This is a genomic window from Bradyrhizobium diazoefficiens USDA 110 (assembly GCF_000011365.1).
GTDB lineage: Bacteria > Pseudomonadota > Alphaproteobacteria > Rhizobiales > Xanthobacteraceae > Bradyrhizobium > Bradyrhizobium diazoefficiens.
The window spans coordinates 2,553,492-2,570,488 of record NC_004463.1 but is presented as its reverse complement, the minus strand read 5'-3'; the positions used below and the strand labels follow the sequence as shown (position 1 = coordinate 2,570,488).

The window sequence follows — 16,997 nt, the reverse complement described above, 5'->3', positions numbered from 1 at the left end:
ATGGAAATGGGCAGGGCAATGAGTTGGAATTCTGGTAAGCGCTTCGCTGTGGTTGTCGGAGCACTAACATTATTTGGTTGGTCGCCGACTGCATTTGCTGCGACCGGCGTCAGTGCAGGCTGTGTCGCCAACACCGGAATCGTTTCGGCGGAGCGCGCCACCGACTTTCTGGCCAATCCCGGAGGCCTGCTCGATCAGTTCAAGGACGGCCAGGGCGGTCTCGCATCGGCTGTCCGCGACCTTTTGACCGCACGTCCCGAGACCGTCGAGGGCATCGCCTCATTAGCGAAGGCCAGCAGCGCGGATCAGAGCCGCGCCATCGGCGCCGGACTCGGCACTGCGGCTTCCACCTGCGTGCTGACGCAGCCTCAGGTTGCCCAGCTGATCCAGCAGGCGGTTCTCAAGACAGACAATCCCGATCTGATCCAGTCGTTCACCAGCATCACCGGCGATATCGCCACCGAAGTGACGGCGGGCGCCGATCCGACGGGCGAAACCACTGCCGGAGGCGGACCGGGCTCGACCGCCGCGGAGGCGCGCGGTGGCGCGGCAACCTCGACCGTGCCCGTCGTGCTGAATCAGAGCGGCGGCAGCGCCCAGTCGCAGACGCAAACGCTGTTTGCAGCGACGTCGACCGCGGTTCTGACCTCCGTAAGCCCGTCGCGTTGACGACTGGAACCGCCGCGTTGACAGCGGATTAACCACCCCTGCCCGGCCGGTCTCAAAACCGGCCAATTTCGCTACAATTGTAAATTTCCGCGGAACCAAAGCTCAAATCGTTTGTGAGATACCCGTAGCGTCAAAAAGAAAACGCGAAATGGGGATGTCATGAGCTGGATTATCAAATCGCTGGTTGCGATCGGGGTCGCGACGGCCGGTGCGGCAGCCAAGGCCGACACGCTGAACGACGGTTCACAGAACCAGGCAAAGCGCGCATTCATCAGCGAGTACGACAATGCGCTCGCGCCGCTGCAATTCGTCAAGTTCTGCATGAACTACGACGCCGAATGCGCCGCCGACACCGCCGAACGGACCCTGCCTTCGGGCGAGCGGGCAATGAGCATGCTGCGCGAGGTCAACAGTTCGGTCAACGCGTCCATCACTCCGATGCAGAAATCCACCAATCCGATGGTGGCGCGCTGGACGCTTGCGCCGTCCGCCGGCGATTGCAACGACTACGCGGTCACCAAGCGCCATCAGCTGATCGAGATGGGCTGGCCCAGATCGGCGCTGCGACTTGCAGTTGTCCTGACGGGCGGCAGGGGCCACCTTGTACTGGTCGCGCGTCTCGCCGACGGAGACTTCGTTCTCGACAATCTTTCCGCTTCGGTGCGCCCCTGGAACGCGGCGGACTATGAGTGGATCTCGATGCAGTCCGGCGGCAACCCGCAATTCTGGGTCGCGATCGGCGAGCATGGCGAGCGCCTGCGCGCCATGCGTCTCGCGATGCTGCGAACCGTCCAATAGATCGCGCGACGTTCCACTCTACCCGCCCCCAATCGACAGGCGCGAGGAGATGGTCCCTGGACCATTCCCTCGCGCCTTTGTCTTGACCATGGCGTTTGCCTAAGAATCGTGCTTAAGGCATGCGACCTTGATGCAATCATTTGCTGAATCTGCGTCTGATCGCAGCAGCAGCTTCGTTGATGTTGAATCGCGGTGCGGAGGATGGCAATTCGGTCCGCGCTGGGTTATATTTTGCGCCGCACAAGAATTTGACATAGTTTTGGGCCATCAAGGACCTACGGTCTAAATCGATACGCCATCCATAGTTCGCAACGAGATATGAGCGCGATCCTCCTCAAACTCGATAGCTTGTTGCGTGGTCCTCTCCGGGCTTCGCCGATTGCCGTCGCCGTTGCGCTGTTCGCAGCGTTTGCAACGCCGGCGCATGCGCAATGCGTCGATCGCGGCGAACGCGCCCCATCGGCCGCGATCAGTGCCTTCGTCTCAGATCCCTCGGTTCTGTTGCGGCAGTCGAAGAACGACAGGGACAAGCTTTCGGGACGGCTAACCGGGCTGCTGGTGACCGACATCGCGGCGCTCGAGCCGGTCCGGGACATGTTGCGCGAGGCGAGCCAGGCCGATCGCATCGCAATCGGCGCCGGGCTTCACCGTGCCGAGGAGCGCTGCGTCGCGACCAAACCCGACGTCGCGCGCAGGATCAGCGAATTCGTCGCCAAGCTGCACGACGGCTCCGTGCTCAAGGGATATTTCGCGGATCAGGATACGGCGGTCGCGCCCGCTTCGGGGAGCCCTGCCCCATCTACAGCCAATAACCAGCCGGCAGGCTCGAGCCAGGGCGCCGGCCTGATGTCGGGTGAATGGAAGACCGAACTCGCCGACCCGTTCAAGCCCGTTCCCCTCCCTGAGTGACAACCTCAAGATTCCCAGAGATGTTTCAGCCACGAGACCAGTTTCCGCAACGTCCGAGATATGCCATCGAGGTCGGTGGCACGACGCTTAGCGCCGAGCGCGCTCTGGACATCGTACGTCGCCAATGGCCGCTGATCGTCGCCATCGTGGCCGGTACGCTCGCGCTCGTTCTCGTCTACCTGATCGTTGCGACGCCGATGTACACGGCAAATGCGCGCATTCTGATGGATACGCGTCAGACCCAGGTGCTGGACAAGGACAGCGGAACCGCCAACGCGCTGATCGACCCGGGCTTCGTCGACAGCCAGGTCGAGATTCTCCAGTCCGACGACCTGCTCCTGTCGATCGTCCGGCGCCTGAAGCTCACCGAGGATTCGGAGTTCAACGGTTCAGACCCAGGATTGATTCCGCTGGTCATCGGCAAGGTCATCGCGATGTTCGGATCGGATGGCCCTCCGAGCAAGGAGCGCGTCGAGCGTGGCGCGGTCGAGCTGCTTCAGAAGAATCTCAAGGTCGAGCGCGTGCTGACGACCTATGTCCTTTCGATGAACTTCCGCTCGATCGATCCGAACAAGGCGGCGCAGATCGCGAACGCCATCGCGGACGCGTACATCGTGGGCGCGCTGGAAGCGAAATATCAGTCGACCAAGCGCGCCGGCGAATGGCTCCAGCAACGCAGCGCCGAGCTGCGTGAGCAAGCGACAGCGAGCGACCGCGCCGTGCAAACGTTCAAGGCGCAGAACAACATCGTCGGCACCAGCCGGGGCCTGATGAGCGAGCAGCAGCTCGCCGACGTCAACTCTCAGCTCATCGCCGCGCATGCGGCAACCGCGGAGGCCAAGGCCCGTCTCGACCGGATCGAGGCATTGCTGGACAAGGACCTGGTCCAGCCGACGGTGACGGACGCCCTCAACAACACCGTGATCACCCGCCTGCGCGCCCAGTATCTCGACCTTGCGGCCCAATATGCCGATTGGTCGACCCGCTACGGCAAGACCCACCAGGCGGCCGTCAACCTGTCCAACCGCATGGACGAGCTGCGCAAGGCCATCGCGGACGAAGTGCGCCGTATCGCGGACGCGTATCGCAGCGAGTACGAGATCGCCAAGAGCCGCGAGACGGCGCTCGAGGACAACCTCAAGAATCTCGTGTCCCAGGCCGGCAGCACCAGCCAGGCGCAGGTTAAGCTGCGCGATCTCGAGAGCGCGGCGGACACCTATCGCAACCTCTACAACAACTTCCTCGAGAAGCTTCAGAACGCGACGCAGAACCAGAGCTTCCCGATCAGCGAAGCGCGCATCATCAGCACGGCGGTCAAGCCCGACAAGAAGAGCTCGCCCAAGACGCTGCTGGCGCTGGCCGGCGGCCTGCTCGGCGGCCTCTGTTTCGGCTTCGGCGCCGCCTTCACGAAGGAGCTGATGAGCGACGTACTGCGGTCTCCGAACGACGTCGAGGACCAGCTCGGGGTGAAATGCCTCGGCGTCCTTCCCGACATTCGCCCGGCGAGAGCCTCGGCGGATCATCCGGAAGCAAACATATCGAGCTACGTCGTCGAGCATCCGTTCTCGCGGTTTGCGGAGACGCTGCGGAACATCAAGGTGTCGATCGACGTCGCGCGCCTCTCGCGCGAGGTCAAGGTGATCGGCATCCTGTCGTCCCTGCCGAAGGAAGGAAAAACCACGGTCGCCGCCAATTTCGGTCATCTGACCGCGTTGACCGGCCACCGCACACTGCTGATCGACGGCGACCTTCACACTCGCTCGCTGACGCGGGCGCTGGCTCCACATTCCAAGACCGGTCTGGTCGAAGCCCTCAAGGATCCGCACTCGTTCGGCTATCACATCCAGCGCAGCAAGGAGAGCGGGCTTGACTTCCTGCCCTCCGTCGTCGCCTCGCGCATGGTGAACTCGGCGGACGTCATTGCCTCGAAGTCGATGGCCGACCTGCTCGCGGTGGTTCGCGAGGAGTATGAGTACATCGTCATCGATCTGGCGCCGGTGATGCCGGTGGCCGACGCCAAGGCCGTCAGCCACCTCGTCGATGCGATGGTTTACGTGATCGAGTGGGGTCGCACGAGCCGCAATGCGCTCCAGGAATCGATGGCCAGCTCCGAGGGCATCCAGAAGAAGCTCCTGGGCGCCGTGCTCAATCGCGCCAATCCGAAGATGCTGAAGCGGATCGAGGCGTACAAGGGCTCGCACTACAACAGCTATTATGTCGAGGGCGCCTAGCACCGAGCCGCCGGCACAGCAGCCGGCGGGATCCGCGTTTCGCTGGCTTCTGCGCGGCTCGACCATCGCTCTCGCCGCTGTCGCGCTGCTCTGGGTCGCATCGGTTGTCCCGGATGTGACCAATCCCGCGGTCCCGCAGATCGCCGGCCGCGTGGCGCGCGGCGAACGCTATGAAACCGATCGCTTGAGGCGGATCGTGGGGGACAATCTGCCGTCCGCCCGCCGGCTATGCAGCGCCAAGACGCTGCGCGAACTCCTGCTGCTCCAGCTCGCAATCGCCGACGACTCGACCCGCGCAGGCGATCTGAAGCAGATCGACATCGACGCAGACGCCGTCGCGTCCACGAGCCTCGCGTTGCTGACGTGCGCACCGACGGAAGGACTGGGCTGGTTCGGCCGCTACTGGGCCGAAATCCGCCAGGTCGGCTTCGGGCCGCGAACAGCGGAGTTGCTGGATCTTTCCTATCGCTTCGCGCCGCACGAGGCCTGGCTCCAGCTCATCCGCGCACCGTTGGCTCTTCGCGTCTTCAACGCGGTCTCGCCGGAGCTCAAGGACTACGCCACACAGGACTTCGCCGACATCTTCCAGGCCCGCCTGTTCCCCAGCGCCGCCACGCTCTATCAGGCGGCGGGCATGGAGGCGCGCGTCGCGCTGCTCGAACGCACTTGCGCGGCGCCGGAAGCCGATCGGGACCTGTTCTCGCATTTCGTCGCGGAGAAAGGCCTGCGGGTCCGCCATCGCTGCTATCCAACCGACGGCGACGGCGTTCGTACGAGCCGTTGAGGTTGGCAGGGGCCCTCGGCGTGTGCGCCGATGTCCGCGACATTCGGCGCCACGCAAACACCTCGCCTATTTGAGTTCGGTTCGCGGCACGCCCTGGGAAGGGCTGTCGGGCAGGTATTGCAGGAAGAACTTGGTCAGCCCGCGGCGGCTGCGCAGGATCGGCGACTCGAAGTACTTCCAGGACACATGCGCGACCGCGTAGGAGATCACGAAGCCGATGGCTGCGCCCGCGCTGATCTTCACGCTGTTGGGCACCGACATCCCGCCATAGAGCGTGAGCGCCTTGCCGAGCGGGTTCGGGATGAAGTTATGCACGAGATAGAAGCCGTAGCTGATCTTCCCGAGATGCTCGAGCGGCTTCCACTCCAGTGCGTGAACAACGACACTTTCCTGGTTGGCGCGAACCCACCACACCAGGGCGACTAGGCAAAGCCCGATCGCAGTGTCGATCACCGGGAAAAGATACGAAGGCGCGTCGTAAATCACGCCGTTCGAGCACAACGCGAACGCCAAAATGAGGAGAAACGCGAACGTGCCGTTTCCGTTCGGAGCCCATCCTTGCCTGTGCAGATGCAGGATCGTGATCGCGCCACCGAACGCGATCAGGCTGAAATTCCAGGGCGACAAGGTGTGGATGGCGGTGTGATTGAAGCCCGACGAATACATCAGGAAATGGCCGACCAGCCCGAGCGCGACGACGCACATGCAGGTGACGAAATGGCGCTCCAGGGGAAGCAGGATGAACAGGAAGGGCGCGACCACGTAAAACTGCTGCTCGACCGAGAGCGTCCAGAGCACGCCGAAGGGACCTGCGGTCCCGCCGATGACGCTGCCGATCCAGTAGTTGGACAGGTACACGACGTGATAGCGGAAGCCGAGGTCGGGCCCCGCGTGCTGAAAATACGCCCGGGTCAGGAACAGGATGGCGAGAAGCGCATAATATGCAGGAAAGATGCGCGTCGCGCGCTTCACCCAGAAGGTGACGATTTCCGCGGCGGGCCGGGACGCGGCCGTCTCGGCCTTGCTGCGCTGCCTGTTGAGCTCGCCGATGATGAGGAACCCGCTCAGGATGAAGAAGATCCAGACGCCGACGCTGCCTGAGTAGAACTGCAGTCCGCACTTGTGATTGAGATAGACCAGAACGACCGAAAGACCGCGCAGTCCGTTGAAGCCTAGAATACTGCCCGACTTTTCGGCGTTGGGGCGGTCGGATCCAAGTAGGGACATTGCTGGTTCTTCTCTTTGCACGGAGACCGAGAGCTACAGTCCCCTGGTTCTCAACTCTGTCAATTCTTCAGCCGACAGACGGCCGCCCGCAAACTCCGAGAGCAGAAAGAGCGCGACCTTGGGCCTGTCGATCTCGTACATCAGCCCAAACCTGTTCTCCGGAGGCTTCTTCTGCGGCTCGTCGAACAGCTCGTAGACCATGACGCTTTCGATCTCGACGTCTTTCTGGTTCTTCAGATATTGGAAGGTGTCCCGCAACGTCCGCAGGCATTGCTCCGTCAGAGCATCGCCAGGCTGGTTTCCATAGGCCGGCTTGTAGATCTCGCCGCAATTGACCTCGTTGAATGTCACCGGGCGGCGATAGGACGCGAGCTTCTTGAACAGGTCGAAGGGCAAATTTCGTCCATTCCAATGCCGATGCGGATTCTGCCCCGCCACCTCGTAATAGTGGTAGGAGATCACGTCGTATTTCACGCCCCTGGACTCCATGAAGTCCAGGAAGCCCAGCATCGTCGAGGTCGTGTTCAACACCTTGCGCAGATGGCTTCCGGTCTCGCGATTGATCTGGTCGATGGCATCGGAGGCGCCGTGCAACACCTGGGCCCAGTCCTCCATCACCGGCATTTCGAAGTCAGCCGCCGTCATCCCGCGCCCGAACAACTTCTTCCCGTCGGAATCGAGAGCGAGCAGGTTGATCTCGTTCTCCAGCTCCCAGTCGAGGACATCTGCGCTGAACTGCCGGACAAACGCGTAGGTCCGATCGTAGCCCTGCCTGTAGAGGGCTTCCCCATCTCCCTTCGGATAGCGCCCTCTGTCTGTGCGGTCGCCATAGCGGAAGGGGAAGTTGATGAGAGGATGAAGCGTGATCGAATATCTTTTGGCCAGCGCGACGGTTTTCCGGAACATCGGCGCTTCGACCGGCTCGGCATCCTGCGTGAGATTGAGGCCAGTCCTGTATTGCGTCAGCCCTCGCGCCTTCATCAGCTGAAAGATCGGCTCGAGATCCCTGCGCTTCTGCGGCGGTCCGCCGACGCCCCATTCCAATGCGAGCGCATCGGCGCAGGACGCGACAACCGCGACGGCGAGCAGCAACAGCATGAGGGCTGACCTGACAAGGCGATGGCTCAATCTGCAAGGCTCCGCGTTTCGGTGGCTCCAATGGCCGATGGGGGGCGATAGATCGCGTGCTGCAAGATGCAGGCCGTCTCCGCCTCGCACGGACGTGATCGGCATCCAGCGCGACGAATGCGCGCCAGATTCAGTCCGGCTCAGTAGGCTTCCTGATGAATCAGCGCCAGCGCGGTCTTCAGGATGATCCTGATGTCGAGCCAGATGCTCCAGTTGCTGACGTACCAGACGTCATACTCAACCCGCTTTTCCATCAGATCGATGGTCGGCGTCTCGCCACGGAAGCCGTTGACTTGGGCCCATCCGGTCAGGCCCGGCTTCATGTGATGCCGGTACACGTAATTGCTGATGAGCTGGTCGTAGTAATTGTCATGCGCAAGCGCGTGCGGGCGCGGCCCGACCAGCGACATCTCGCCGCGAAGAACGTTCCAGAGCTGCGGCAGCTCGTCGATGCTGGTCCGACGCAGCACGCGGCCGACACGGGTGACACGCGCGTCGCTCTTCGTCGCCTGCGTGACGACATGACCGTTCTCCGCCACCGTCATGGAACGGAACTTCCAGATCTCGAACTGCTTGCCGTTGAAGCCGCGCCGGGACTGCTTGAAGATCACGTTGCCCCTGGAATCGAGCTTGATCATGATCGCGGCCGTCACCAGCAGCGGCGCCAGCAGCAGCAGGGCGAACGAGGCAAGGCCGATATCGAGGCAGCGCTTCTGCGCCTGCTCGAACACGCTGAGCGGCGCACGCTGGATCTCAATCGCGACTGTGCCGCTGACCGGCTGGAACGGACGCGACACCAGATCCGCGATCGGAAAATCCGGCAGGAGACGAATCGGCTGGGGAACGACGCGCAGATGCTGGCTCAGCTTCTGGAGAAGCGGCATCTCGTCCCAGTCGATGACCAGGAGATATTCTTCCACGTCCGCCGTCCGGCCCTGACGAATGATGTCGCGAATCTCGCTATCCCAGCCTGCGCCCTCTTCGGACGGCTCGAGCACGAAATGCCGCACGACGTTGAAGCCATGCTTGCGCAGATCCTTGAAGCGGGTCGAGGTGAAATCGAGCGGCTTGAGGCTGAGCAGCACGACCTTGCGATCGACCAGACGGCCCTTGGCATAGCTCGAGGTCAGGGCCAGGCGCCACAACACGCGGAGCCCGCCCAAGGCAACGCCGCCGGTCGCAGCGAACAGCAGCGTAGTTCCGCGCGACAGATCCGCGGACGATTTGAGCAGGAACGCCTCGACCGCGAGGATGGTCAACGAGATCAGCCAGACCGCCAGGGCCTTGCGCAGCTGCCAGACCGTGCTCAACAGGCGGTGATGATCGTAGACGCCCTGGAAATAGGCGATGGTCACGAACACCGCGCCGACGACGAGACCGGCTCCGACGGACGAATCCTGCTCGACGACAAGCACGCGATACAAACCGCTCGCGACGAAATAGCTGAGCAGCACGGCGAGGAAGTCGCCGGCGATCAAAGCCACCTGGAGGGGTCTCTGGAGGGCACCGCGTCGGTTCGATATAGCCGAATAATAGTTTTCCGAACCGTAAGTTGCTACAGCCATCCGAACCTCGCTGCCTCGTCACGCACCCGCAATCACGATTGCGAGCAAATCGATCGAAATTTTTCGACGTGCGCCGAAGTATATCTTAACTAAACAAAGCGACATTGCGGCAGTGCACCGAAAAAATCAAATCGATTTTTCTGCAACGCAGTATCGCATCGAGAGAATGCTCAAACTGCTGTCACACACGTGACAATTATGCGGGCAATGCGCCGCGATTTCTGTCAAATCGCGTCATTTTCGCGCAGCGCGTCGCGCGCATTTGAACGACTGTTCAACCATGCCGCTTAAGTCGTTATTAGCCCGCGGCCATTAACACTCGTGACCAATTCGAGGAGTTGTGTCGTGAGTACCGTCGTCGTCTTCAGCCTGCTGATCGGATCGTTGCTGGGAGGCCGATTCCGAGTCTTCATCCTGCCGCCTGCCATCATTCTCGGTGCAGCGATCCTCGGCGCGGGCGCGGTCTGGCAGGGACATGATTCGGGTCACACCGTTGTTACGATTCTCGTCTTTGCGGCGGTGCTCCAGTTTGGCTATTTCTGCGGCGCGGCTCTGGTCCGCGTGCGAGCGTCAGTCTATCGCGGCAAGGCCGCGCCATCGTTCGACAGCCGGAGCTTCGGCTAGTCGGCCTGGAAGCAGCAAGGATCGGCGGTTCGCAGAGCTCTGATGAGCCTTCAGCATCAGAAGGCGGGAAAAAAGCGGCTCTTGGCACCCCGATTCCGTCGATAGCATATTGACATCCCGGGCGAAGCTCTCTGAAAGAGTTGGGCCCCATGCCCACGACAGCGCCCCGAAATTCGCCCCGGCCGAAGCTACCGAACGGCGTGCGCATCTATGCGCTCAGCGACATCCACGGCTGCGCGCACCTGCTCGAACAGATGTTTGCCGTCATCGATGCGGACATGGCGAACAGCCGGCCCTATCGCGCGATCGAGGTCTTCCTCGGCGACTACATCGATCGCGGACCGGACTCGCGCCACACCCTCGACCTCCTGATCAGGCGCAGCCGCCGCCGCAACACGGTCTTCCTCAAGGGCAATCACGAGGCCTATTTCACCTCGGTGCTGGAGGACCCCTCGCGCGCCACCGAATGGTTTCAGTTCGGCGGGCTCCAGACCCTGATGTCGTATGGCGTGTCGGCCGCGCCGGGCCTCAGCAAGGACGAACAGTCCGATCTCGTGCGCGAACTCACATCCGCGATGCCGCCGGAGCACATCGCGTTCCTGCGCCAGCTGCGGCCGACATTCACATGCGGCGACTTCTTCTTCGTCCATGCCGGAGTGCGCCCGGGCATTCCGCTCTCCGAACAGCGCGAATCCGACCTGTTGTGGATCAGGGACGAATTCCTCCAGAGCAAGAGGCGTTTCGGCAAGTATGTCGTGCACGGCCACACGCCGGTGCGGCAGGCCGAGCTGCTGGAGAACCGCGCCAACATCGATACCGGGGCGTACGCCACCGGAAATCTGACGCTGCTGTCCATCCAGGGCAACAGCATGCTCGCGATCTAGCCGCCCGCGCTCGCGCGCCACACTCTAATTGGTGGAGCTTGCCGGAGGCCGATATTCCGGAAAGCGGCTCAGCATCGCCGCCTTCAGGAACTTGAAATGCGCGATCGAGGCACCGAGCTCCTTGAGCCGGCGCTGGCCGTTCAGGATCTCCTTGTCGAACAGATCCTGGTGGTGATTGTCGAGCGCCTCGCGCTCGAGATATTCGTCATCGCCGTTGCCGAAGGTCACGGCCGCACGCGCCAGCACGTCTTCCACCCGGCGATTGAGGCCCGATTGCTCCCGCTCCGCCGCATGGAGCGCGTCCTCGATCGCGATCATGATGGCTTCGATCCGCGTGCGATCGGTTTCGGCGTCGCGCTCGGGCGAGCGCGCACGGAACGTCTGCTCTCCCCCGAAACGGTCCTTCAGGAAGTTATGGGTGCGGGCCCGCAAGAAGAGCTGAAACATGCGTGCACTTTCCGGTTCGAGGCGCCAGACCAGAAAATGGGTCCGGGATGGTTAATAAAGATTGAAGCCTTCGCGCCGTTCGGTGCGGCTTTGCGCCATCCAGGCCCTCCAGGCGCCCTCGTGCTTCTCGTAGAGCTCGAGCCGGCGCCGCTCACCGGCATCCGGCCACACGTCACGGCCGCCGGACGCGACCTGCACCCGGCCCGGCGCCTGGCCACTGTCGAGCCGCTCGAACTCGAACGTCTCCTCGGGCGTCAGCCCAATCAGGACACGCCGGCCCCCCGCATCGACGAAATAGCGCCGCGGCGCCGTGTTCGTCGAACTGGTGATGGCGTCTACCCGCGTTCCCGTCATGATCCACTCCCCTGCATCCACGCCCCTGCCTACAACCGTGCCACGCCGGTTGCAAATCATCGGAATACACGTCCGCGCCATCGCCAACACGATGCGCCAGTGTCATCTTCGAGTTGTGTCGAGATCATGATGAGCGCCGCTGATTTTCTTGCCACGCCCGAGATTTTTTGGGCAGCACCGTGCTTGCGAAGTGGTCCGCCGCGCGCTCAGCCGAAGAACCAGAGGAACAACCGCACCAGCAACAGCGTGATGAAGTACACCCAGCCCGCCATCGCAATCAGCGCAACGCTGAAAAATGCGCCTTCGAATGCCCACTCTCTGATCTTCGTGAGGGGAAGTGCCGCTCGCGCTCTCTGAAGCATCTCGGTCTTCTGATTGTTTGATTTGTTCTTCGCCGTTCGCGCGAACATAGCCGAACGAATTCGACGATCTCGTGACGAGTCGTCTGAGCGAAGCGCAATGCTGCTTGTCGGGATTTGCTTGCACCTTGCGCGTCGTCGCGATTGGATCGCTTCTCGTTCGGAGCGGTTGCGATCGACACCGCGCGGTGATTCAATTCAAATTGATTCCGCGCGACGCAGCCGCCGCGACGACGATTCTGCAATCGCGCGCAGGTGATCGCGGCAAGATCAAGTGATCGCTGCAAGATGATGTCTCCGGGTATGGCGCCCGTCAGTCGAGGATGCGGCGACCCAGCTCCGCACAACGGGTACGCGACGAGGCCGGCTTCGTGGCGGATCGGTTCGGCCACGATCTCCGCGACGCCGTGGATTCCGGCAAGGCCGGACGCGAGCCCGGCCGGCGTCCCCGCGAGGCTTCGAAAGCGGGCTTGGCGAAGGCCGTCCGCGGGCTCCGCGACAGCCGGACATGATGACAGAACATCCTCGATCGCGGCTGTCGGAGCGCGCGGATCGACCGCGGTTCACAAAAACACCGTGGTACTACGGAGCGCCGCGCGCCGATTTCATCGCGGTAAGGTTGAGCGGTTAGCTTAATCCGCGTTGTTTGTTGCGAATGCCGAGGGATCGCATATCCATCTTCACACCGGGCTGCCCCAAGCCCGGCCCCACCCAAGCAAAGCCGTCGAGCGAACATGGGTCCGCTTGGCGGCTTTGTCGTTGTGTCGACGAGAGGATGAATTCGGTTATGGCGCGCAGGCCCTGGTCGTTCAAGGAAGACCGCCGGCTGATGGAGTTGGCCAAGTCTTCGACTTCGCTGGAAGAGGCGGCAAAGCTTCTCGGTCGCTCGCCCGATGCGATCAAGCGCATGGCCTTGCGTCTCGGCCTGTCGCTCAAATCCAAGGGCAGCAAGAAGACCTAGCGTCCGTCGCGCCGGCCGTGCGCGACAGTTCACGGACGTGCGCGCCTGCCCGATCGACCGGTGAGCGGAAAGCCGCCAATCGACGCAGCCCGAACGCCTTCAGCGCACTCGATCTCTCCGCGCCTGGATGTTAAGCTGGCCGGCGATGAAGATTGATCATCGACGGGCTTCGATGTCCGCCCGATCGTTTGTTGGAGGAATGGATCATGTTGTCCCGCGCACTGGCTGTAGCTTTGCTCCTGGCTCTGCCCTCGATGGCGTCGGCGCAAGTCCCCGTGCGGTTCGGATTTCCGAATGGCGCGCCATGGTGTGCCTTTGGCTTCGATTGCAGATTTCTGAATTACCGCGAGTGCGCGGACTGGATCTATGATCCTGCGCGAAACTGCCTCAAGAATCCGTACTTCGCAGCCCACTACCCGACCGATGTCGACAAGGGCTGGTCCTACAATCGGCGCTGAACGTCGCCCTCCTGCCGACGACTTCGTCATGCGGTCAGGCGCGCGGCTTCGTGCCTGACCCGGCTGGCCCGGCTCGTCAATGACGAGAATTTGGGCAGGGACGATCGGCTGCCCCTCCGCAAAGCCGGAACTCTCGACCGCGCCCCGCATTGTTCCCGAAAGGAATGCGGGAGGCGGCGCCATGGCAAGCTCTTTCCTGATCGTGATGTCGATCTGGCTTGGCATCAACATCCTGTTCGTGGCCGTGAGATTGTGGGTCACAAGACCGGGGAGCCGGCGAGTTGATGACGCCCCCAGCCAATTCAGCATGAAATCGCGACTGCATCGCCACGCTTGACGTCGTCAGATGCGCAACCGCCGAAATGGGCCGTCTCTGCCGTTCGCTCGTGAACCTCGGTTCATGCCCGCGAAGGTCTATGAACCTTAACGATGTTCCTGGCTTTCGAAAGCGACCAGCGGGCCGACCGGTTATGTTGGCGCCATGCGCCGCAACCATCTCATCGCAGCCGCCGGAATCTGCCTCGCGCTCATCATCTATGCCACGCTGGCCAAGCTCGCGGGCAGGCCGGCGCTCATGGGCCATGCGGAGGCCTACTCGGTCGTCGTCATCGAGCGCTTCAGCGCCTACGGCCTGTTGGGCTTCCTGCTGTCGTTCCTGCTGCCGGGGCGCGTCAAACTGGCTTGCGCGTTCGTAGTGGCCGTTGCAGTCGGTCTCGAGGTTTTGCAGGCGGTGACGCCGGATCGTGATCCGCGGCTCATCGATGTGCTGCAAAAGGCCGCCGGCGGCACCGTCGGCGTCCTTCTGGCCCAAACCATCCTGGCTTTCCTGCCAAGGCCGCCGTCTTAGCGCGGCCGAGGGCGCGGCGGACCTACGCCACTCCGCGCCTGAGGCTTTCCTGCTGGGTCGCGAGAACTCCCGACATCTGCCGATGGGTTTCACGCAACGCCGCGATCGCATCATCGAGACCGAATTCGGCTTCGCGAATGGTCTCGAAGAACCGGGCCATCAAGGCGAGGTTCAGCTTGACGCGGGTGTTACCGTCGCGACTCTTGCGGCGATCGAGCGACAGATGCTGCGCCTGAAGCCGGGCTTCGGCAGCACTACAGCCGTTGAGCGTCGCGAGTTCGTCATATGTCATCCAGATTTGAGGCATGTCCCTGTCCGTCTTTTGTTATGGACCTCAACCTAGATTTCACCTCTAAAGGCACGGTTGCCGCAATGCGGTGACGAAGGGTTTTCGCGACAACAGCGTCAATGCAAAGCTAAGACGCGGGATCCTTTGCTGTATCCTTGGGCGACGCAAATGGATGGCGCGGCCGGGAGCGGCTGTCGAGATTCTTGGGCAATTTGTCGGCATTGAGCTTCACGACCGCGCATCGAGCGTCGGCGGCAGGCGCATCTTCCTGGCTGTAGATCAGCGTCGCCTCGAATTTGACGTCGGGTGCTTCCTTGGCCGTGCCCGAGCAGGTCGCGACCAGGCCATTGCACACACCCGCAAGATCGACCTCGACCTCGTCCGGCCCGAACACGCTCGGCGGACCATCGGTGTGCCGGTTCACGGTCAAGACGGCCGAGAAGTGCTTCTCATTGACACGATAAGAGCCACCATAGGTGAAGAAGCTGTCGCTACCCGAGATCCGGCCCTCGATCAGATCCACGACGCCGGTGCCCTGGCCGCGCGGCGTCCTGAACCAGGCAGCGTATTTGCCGTCTCTCAACATACGAATTTCTCGGCGTGAAAATTGACGGGTATTTGCAACCAACTCTGGGGCGCGACAATGACCAAACCGCCAGCGCTTTCGGCAGGGTTAACGCCCCGAAAACCCGATCCATCGAATTGCCGCCGGCGCGCGACGCGACGGCACCGACGTCAAAACAATTCTATGCCGTCGTCGGCGGTCTCGACCGCCTCGACGCGCCGCGTGGCGGCGACCGACGCAAGCCCGAGCGTTTGCAGGAACTCCCGGTGGACGTCCCGCTCGCGCTCCATCGTGTAGCGCGCGAAGAGATCGTCGAGCATGGCCTCGTCCTGCGCACCCGGTTGCGGCCGCCGGGCGACCGCACTCGCAGTCTCGAGGCGCGCGGCCACCGCAGGCAAAGTCGCGGAGCTTTCGCCGAGCTTGCTCATCAGGCCTTGCGCCGAATTCATCAGGCTCTCGAATTCCGCTCCCTCGTCGACGAGCCGGCTCATCAGCTTGTCGAGCCGTTCGTTGCCGGCCTCGACCTCGCGCAGCGCCTGGAGGATCTGCGGCTCGAGGTTGGCAAGCTGCGTGGGATCGCCCTGCACGCGAAGCTCCTTCAGTGCCTTGGCCGAGCGCTCGATACCGTCGAGCACGGGCCGGAGGCGCCCCGCCCCCGCCGAAACCTGGTCCGCAGTCGCCTTGAGCTCGTTGGCGATCACGACGAAGGCGCTGCCGCGGCTGCCGAGATGGCTTGCCTTGAGACCGGCATTCATCCCGATCAGGGTGATGTCGACGGTCGCATCGGCGAGCCCGGCGATCGCCTGGCGAAATTTCGCCAGCGTATCCTCGACAATGGCCAGCGCGTCATCGACCGCACGGCCGGCGCCCTCGCAGGTGGCGATCAGGGTCGAGGCATGCGCCAATATCTGCTTGATGCGCGTCAGGAACGACGACGAGCCGCCATCCTCACCGCCGAACAGGGTGCGGCCGTGGCCTACGACGCTGGCCGCATCATTCAAGATAGCCGCCAGCGCGCGAACGATCTGGCCGATGTCGCCACCGAACTCGCGCTGGGCGTCCCTCAGCTGGGCGGCCTGCAACAGGCAGATGGCGCGCGCGCCGTCATCGCTCGTGACGGGTTCGGGAACGAGGCTTGGTGAAGGTCCTGACGCAAGACCGAGACCGTGACAGACATGCTCGAGACGCTGGCGCGTACTGTCGCCGGCCTGCAAGGAAATGATCGCGCTGCCGACCGCCTCGGCGATCTTCCTGGTGCTGGCGCTGGCGAGATCGGCGACATGGCTGCTCTTGCTGCGCTGGTCGCGCAATCCGCCATAGGCCTCGCCGAGCTCGGCGCTCTCCGAGACCAGCTGGTTCCCGTAACGGCTCTCGAACTCCTTCTGCCGGCCGGAGGCGGTGGCAACGGCTTCCGACAGACGTTGCTGGTCCCGTGCGCAGCCCTCGATCGAGCGCTGCACGGCCTTGCCGAGATCGTAGGCTTCCTGCGTAAAGGCGAGAAAGCCTTCACGGTCGCCATCGAGCGAAGCCGCCTCGATCCGCGCGCTGCGCGCGATGATGGTGATCATTCCGATGTGCTTGAACAGCGGTTTGAGCAGCGAGGACGCCTCCTCCGTACTCTTGCCGATCGTCGCAAGCAGTGCGCTCTCGGCCGGCAGCGTCTGCGCCAGCTCGCTGAGCCGCGCGGCGATCTCCTGCAGCGCGGTCGCGGCGCCCTCGATCTCGGCGCCGGAGAGCTCCTCGGAGAGCGTGGCGAGGCCCTGGTTCAGCTCCTTGAAGATGATGTGGCCGCGACCGAGCTCCCGACCGACGCGCGCAAAGACATCCTCGATGCGCGACGAGACATCCTCGATCGCCGCGGTCGCTTCAGTGAGCGTGGTGGCCGGAATGGCGGACAT

Annotated in this window: 18 protein-coding genes; 9 read left to right on the top strand and 9 right to left on the bottom strand. The window is 62.8% G+C overall.

Features of this window, described 5'->3' with window-relative positions; translation table 11 throughout:
* The 5 genes from BJA_RS11585 (at position 1) to BJA_RS11565 (ending at position 5,391) form a co-directional block, all read left to right on the top strand.
* Positions 1 to 669 (top strand): hypothetical protein, encoded by a 669-nt coding sequence (locus BJA_RS11585; protein WP_236842194.1) that lies wholly within the window; start codon positions 1 to 3, stop codon positions 667 to 669.
* A gap of 159 nt (positions 670 to 828) precedes the next feature.
* Entirely contained in the window at positions 829 to 1,467 is a 639-nt protein-coding gene (locus BJA_RS11580) for a transglutaminase-like cysteine peptidase (RefSeq protein WP_011085151.1), read from the top strand.
* Between the two features lie 351 nt (positions 1,468 to 1,818).
* The gene (locus BJA_RS11575; RefSeq protein ID WP_231166652.1) at positions 1,819 to 2,376 is read left to right on the top strand and encodes a hypothetical protein; all 558 of its coding nucleotides are present in this window, start codon (positions 1,819 to 1,821) and stop codon (positions 2,374 to 2,376) included.
* Between the two features lie 20 nt (positions 2,377 to 2,396).
* Positions 2,397 to 4,607, top strand: a complete 2,211-nt coding sequence (locus BJA_RS11570; RefSeq protein ID WP_028174309.1) for a GNVR domain-containing protein — start codon at positions 2,397 to 2,399, stop codon at positions 4,605 to 4,607.
* Positions 4,591 to 5,391 (top strand): hypothetical protein, encoded by an 801-nt coding sequence (locus BJA_RS11565; protein ID WP_011085148.1) that lies wholly within the window; start codon positions 4,591 to 4,593, stop codon positions 5,389 to 5,391. The genes BJA_RS11570 and BJA_RS11565 overlap by 17 nt, the downstream gene beginning before the upstream one ends.
* Positions 5,392 to 5,457: 66 nt before the next feature.
* On the opposite strand, the gene BJA_RS11560 is transcribed toward BJA_RS11565, so the two are convergent.
* From BJA_RS11560 to BJA_RS11550, 3 genes are all read right to left on the bottom strand, one after another.
* Positions 5,458 to 6,618, bottom strand: coding sequence for an acyltransferase family protein (locus tag BJA_RS11560; protein ID WP_038966607.1), 1,161 nt, complete (start codon positions 6,616 to 6,618; stop codon positions 5,458 to 5,460).
* 33 nt (positions 6,619 to 6,651) lie between these two features.
* On the bottom strand, positions 6,652 to 7,716 hold the full coding sequence (locus BJA_RS11555) for a glycosyl hydrolase 53 family protein (protein ID WP_236842193.1): 1,065 nt from the start codon (positions 7,714 to 7,716) through the stop codon (positions 6,652 to 6,654).
* A gap of 170 nt (positions 7,717 to 7,886) precedes the next feature.
* Positions 7,887 to 9,311, bottom strand: a complete 1,425-nt coding sequence (locus BJA_RS11550) for an undecaprenyl-phosphate glucose phosphotransferase (protein WP_011085145.1) — start codon at positions 9,309 to 9,311, stop codon at positions 7,887 to 7,889.
* A gap of 345 nt (positions 9,312 to 9,656) precedes the next feature.
* Between BJA_RS11550 and BJA_RS11545 the strand changes: the two genes are divergently transcribed.
* Complete coding sequence (locus BJA_RS11545) at positions 9,657 to 9,935, top strand: hypothetical protein (protein ID WP_236842192.1); 279 nt, start codon at positions 9,657 to 9,659, stop codon at positions 9,933 to 9,935.
* Between the two features lie 149 nt (positions 9,936 to 10,084).
* The gene (locus BJA_RS11540; RefSeq protein WP_011085143.1) at positions 10,085 to 10,819 is read left to right on the top strand and encodes a metallophosphoesterase family protein; all 735 of its coding nucleotides are present in this window, start codon (positions 10,085 to 10,087) and stop codon (positions 10,817 to 10,819) included.
* 24 nt (positions 10,820 to 10,843) lie between these two features.
* Here the strand turns inward: BJA_RS11540 and BJA_RS11535 are convergent, their stop codons facing one another.
* The 3 genes from BJA_RS11535 to BJA_RS42240 form a co-directional block, all read right to left on the bottom strand.
* The gene (locus BJA_RS11535; protein ID WP_028174305.1) at positions 10,844 to 11,266 is read right to left on the bottom strand and encodes a hypothetical protein; all 423 of its coding nucleotides are present in this window, start codon (positions 11,264 to 11,266) and stop codon (positions 10,844 to 10,846) included.
* Positions 11,267 to 11,317: 51 nt separating this feature from the next.
* Entirely contained in the window at positions 11,318 to 11,620 is a 303-nt protein-coding gene (locus BJA_RS11530; protein ID WP_028174304.1) for a hypothetical protein, read from the bottom strand.
* Positions 11,621 to 11,826: 206 nt separating this feature from the next.
* Positions 11,827 to 11,982 carry a hypothetical protein gene (locus tag BJA_RS42240; protein WP_165448141.1) on the bottom strand — a complete coding sequence of 52 codons (156 nt, stop codon included), beginning with the start codon at positions 11,980 to 11,982 and terminating at the stop codon, positions 11,827 to 11,829.
* 772 nt (positions 11,983 to 12,754) lie between these two features.
* On the opposite strand from BJA_RS42240, the gene BJA_RS11525 reads away from it, so the two are divergent.
* Complete coding sequence (locus BJA_RS11525; RefSeq protein WP_133415004.1) at positions 12,755 to 12,940, top strand: hypothetical protein; 186 nt, start codon at positions 12,755 to 12,757, stop codon at positions 12,938 to 12,940.
* 939 nt (positions 12,941 to 13,879) lie between these two features.
* Entirely contained in the window at positions 13,880 to 14,245 is a 366-nt protein-coding gene (locus BJA_RS11520) for a VanZ family protein (protein ID WP_011085140.1), read from the top strand.
* A 22-nt stretch (positions 14,246 to 14,267) separates the two neighbouring features.
* On the opposite strand, the gene BJA_RS11515 is transcribed toward BJA_RS11520, so the two are convergent.
* The 3 genes from BJA_RS11515 to BJA_RS11505 all read right to left on the bottom strand — a co-directional run bounded on the left by BJA_RS11515 (position 14,268) and on the right by BJA_RS11505 (position 16,997).
* Positions 14,268 to 14,552, bottom strand: coding sequence for a hypothetical protein (locus BJA_RS11515; RefSeq protein ID WP_028174300.1), 285 nt, complete (start codon positions 14,550 to 14,552; stop codon positions 14,268 to 14,270).
* A gap of 109 nt (positions 14,553 to 14,661) precedes the next feature.
* Positions 14,662 to 15,120 carry a hypothetical protein gene (locus BJA_RS11510; RefSeq protein WP_011085138.1) on the bottom strand — a complete coding sequence of 153 codons (459 nt, stop codon included), beginning with the start codon at positions 15,118 to 15,120 and terminating at the stop codon, positions 14,662 to 14,664.
* A gap of 149 nt (positions 15,121 to 15,269) precedes the next feature.
* Entirely contained in the window at positions 15,270 to 16,997 is a 1,728-nt protein-coding gene (locus BJA_RS11505; protein ID WP_011085137.1) for a chemotaxis protein, read from the bottom strand.

What these genes read in the sequence shown, in the direction of transcription:
- BJA_RS11535 (WP_028174305.1), bottom strand. Translation starts at nt 11,266, where the DNA reads ATGTTTCAGCTCTTCTTGCGGGCCCGCACCCATAACTTCCTGAAGGAC.
- BJA_RS11550 (WP_011085145.1), bottom strand. Translation starts at nt 9,311, where the DNA reads ATGGCTGTAGCAACTTACGGTTCGGAAAACTATTATTCGGCTATATCG.
- BJA_RS11515 (WP_028174300.1), bottom strand. Translation starts at nt 14,552, where the DNA reads ATGCCTCAAATCTGGATGACATATGACGAACTCGCGACGCTCAACGGC.
- BJA_RS11505 (WP_011085137.1), bottom strand. Translation starts at nt 16,997, where the DNA reads ATGTCCGCCATTCCGGCCACCACGCTCACTGAAGCGACCGCGGCGATC.
- BJA_RS11540 (WP_011085143.1), top strand. Translation starts at nt 10,085, where the DNA reads ATGCCCACGACAGCGCCCCGAAATTCGCCCCGGCCGAAGCTACCGAAC.
- BJA_RS11580 (WP_011085151.1), top strand. Translation starts at nt 829, where the DNA reads ATGAGCTGGATTATCAAATCGCTGGTTGCGATCGGGGTCGCGACGGCC.
- BJA_RS11560 (WP_038966607.1), bottom strand. Translation starts at nt 6,618, where the DNA reads ATGTCCCTACTTGGATCCGACCGCCCCAACGCCGAAAAGTCGGGCAGT.
- BJA_RS11530 (WP_028174304.1), bottom strand. Translation starts at nt 11,620, where the DNA reads ATGACGGGAACGCGGGTAGACGCCATCACCAGTTCGACGAACACGGCG.
- BJA_RS11525 (WP_133415004.1), top strand. Translation starts at nt 12,755, where the DNA reads ATGAATTCGGTTATGGCGCGCAGGCCCTGGTCGTTCAAGGAAGACCGC.
- BJA_RS42240 (WP_165448141.1), bottom strand. Translation starts at nt 11,982, where the DNA reads ATGCTTCAGAGAGCGCGAGCGGCACTTCCCCTCACGAAGATCAGAGAG.
- BJA_RS11565 (WP_011085148.1), top strand. Translation starts at nt 4,591, where the DNA reads ATGTCGAGGGCGCCTAGCACCGAGCCGCCGGCACAGCAGCCGGCGGGA.
- BJA_RS11570 (WP_028174309.1), top strand. Translation starts at nt 2,397, where the DNA reads ATGTTTCAGCCACGAGACCAGTTTCCGCAACGTCCGAGATATGCCATC.
- BJA_RS11520 (WP_011085140.1), top strand. Translation starts at nt 13,880, where the DNA reads ATGCGCCGCAACCATCTCATCGCAGCCGCCGGAATCTGCCTCGCGCTC.
- BJA_RS11510 (WP_011085138.1), bottom strand. Translation starts at nt 15,120, where the DNA reads ATGTTGAGAGACGGCAAATACGCTGCCTGGTTCAGGACGCCGCGCGGC.
- BJA_RS11555 (WP_236842193.1), bottom strand. Translation starts at nt 7,716, where the DNA reads ATGCTGTTGCTGCTCGCCGTCGCGGTTGTCGCGTCCTGCGCCGATGCG.
- BJA_RS11585 (WP_236842194.1), top strand. Translation starts at nt 1, where the DNA reads ATGGAAATGGGCAGGGCAATGAGTTGGAATTCTGGTAAGCGCTTCGCT.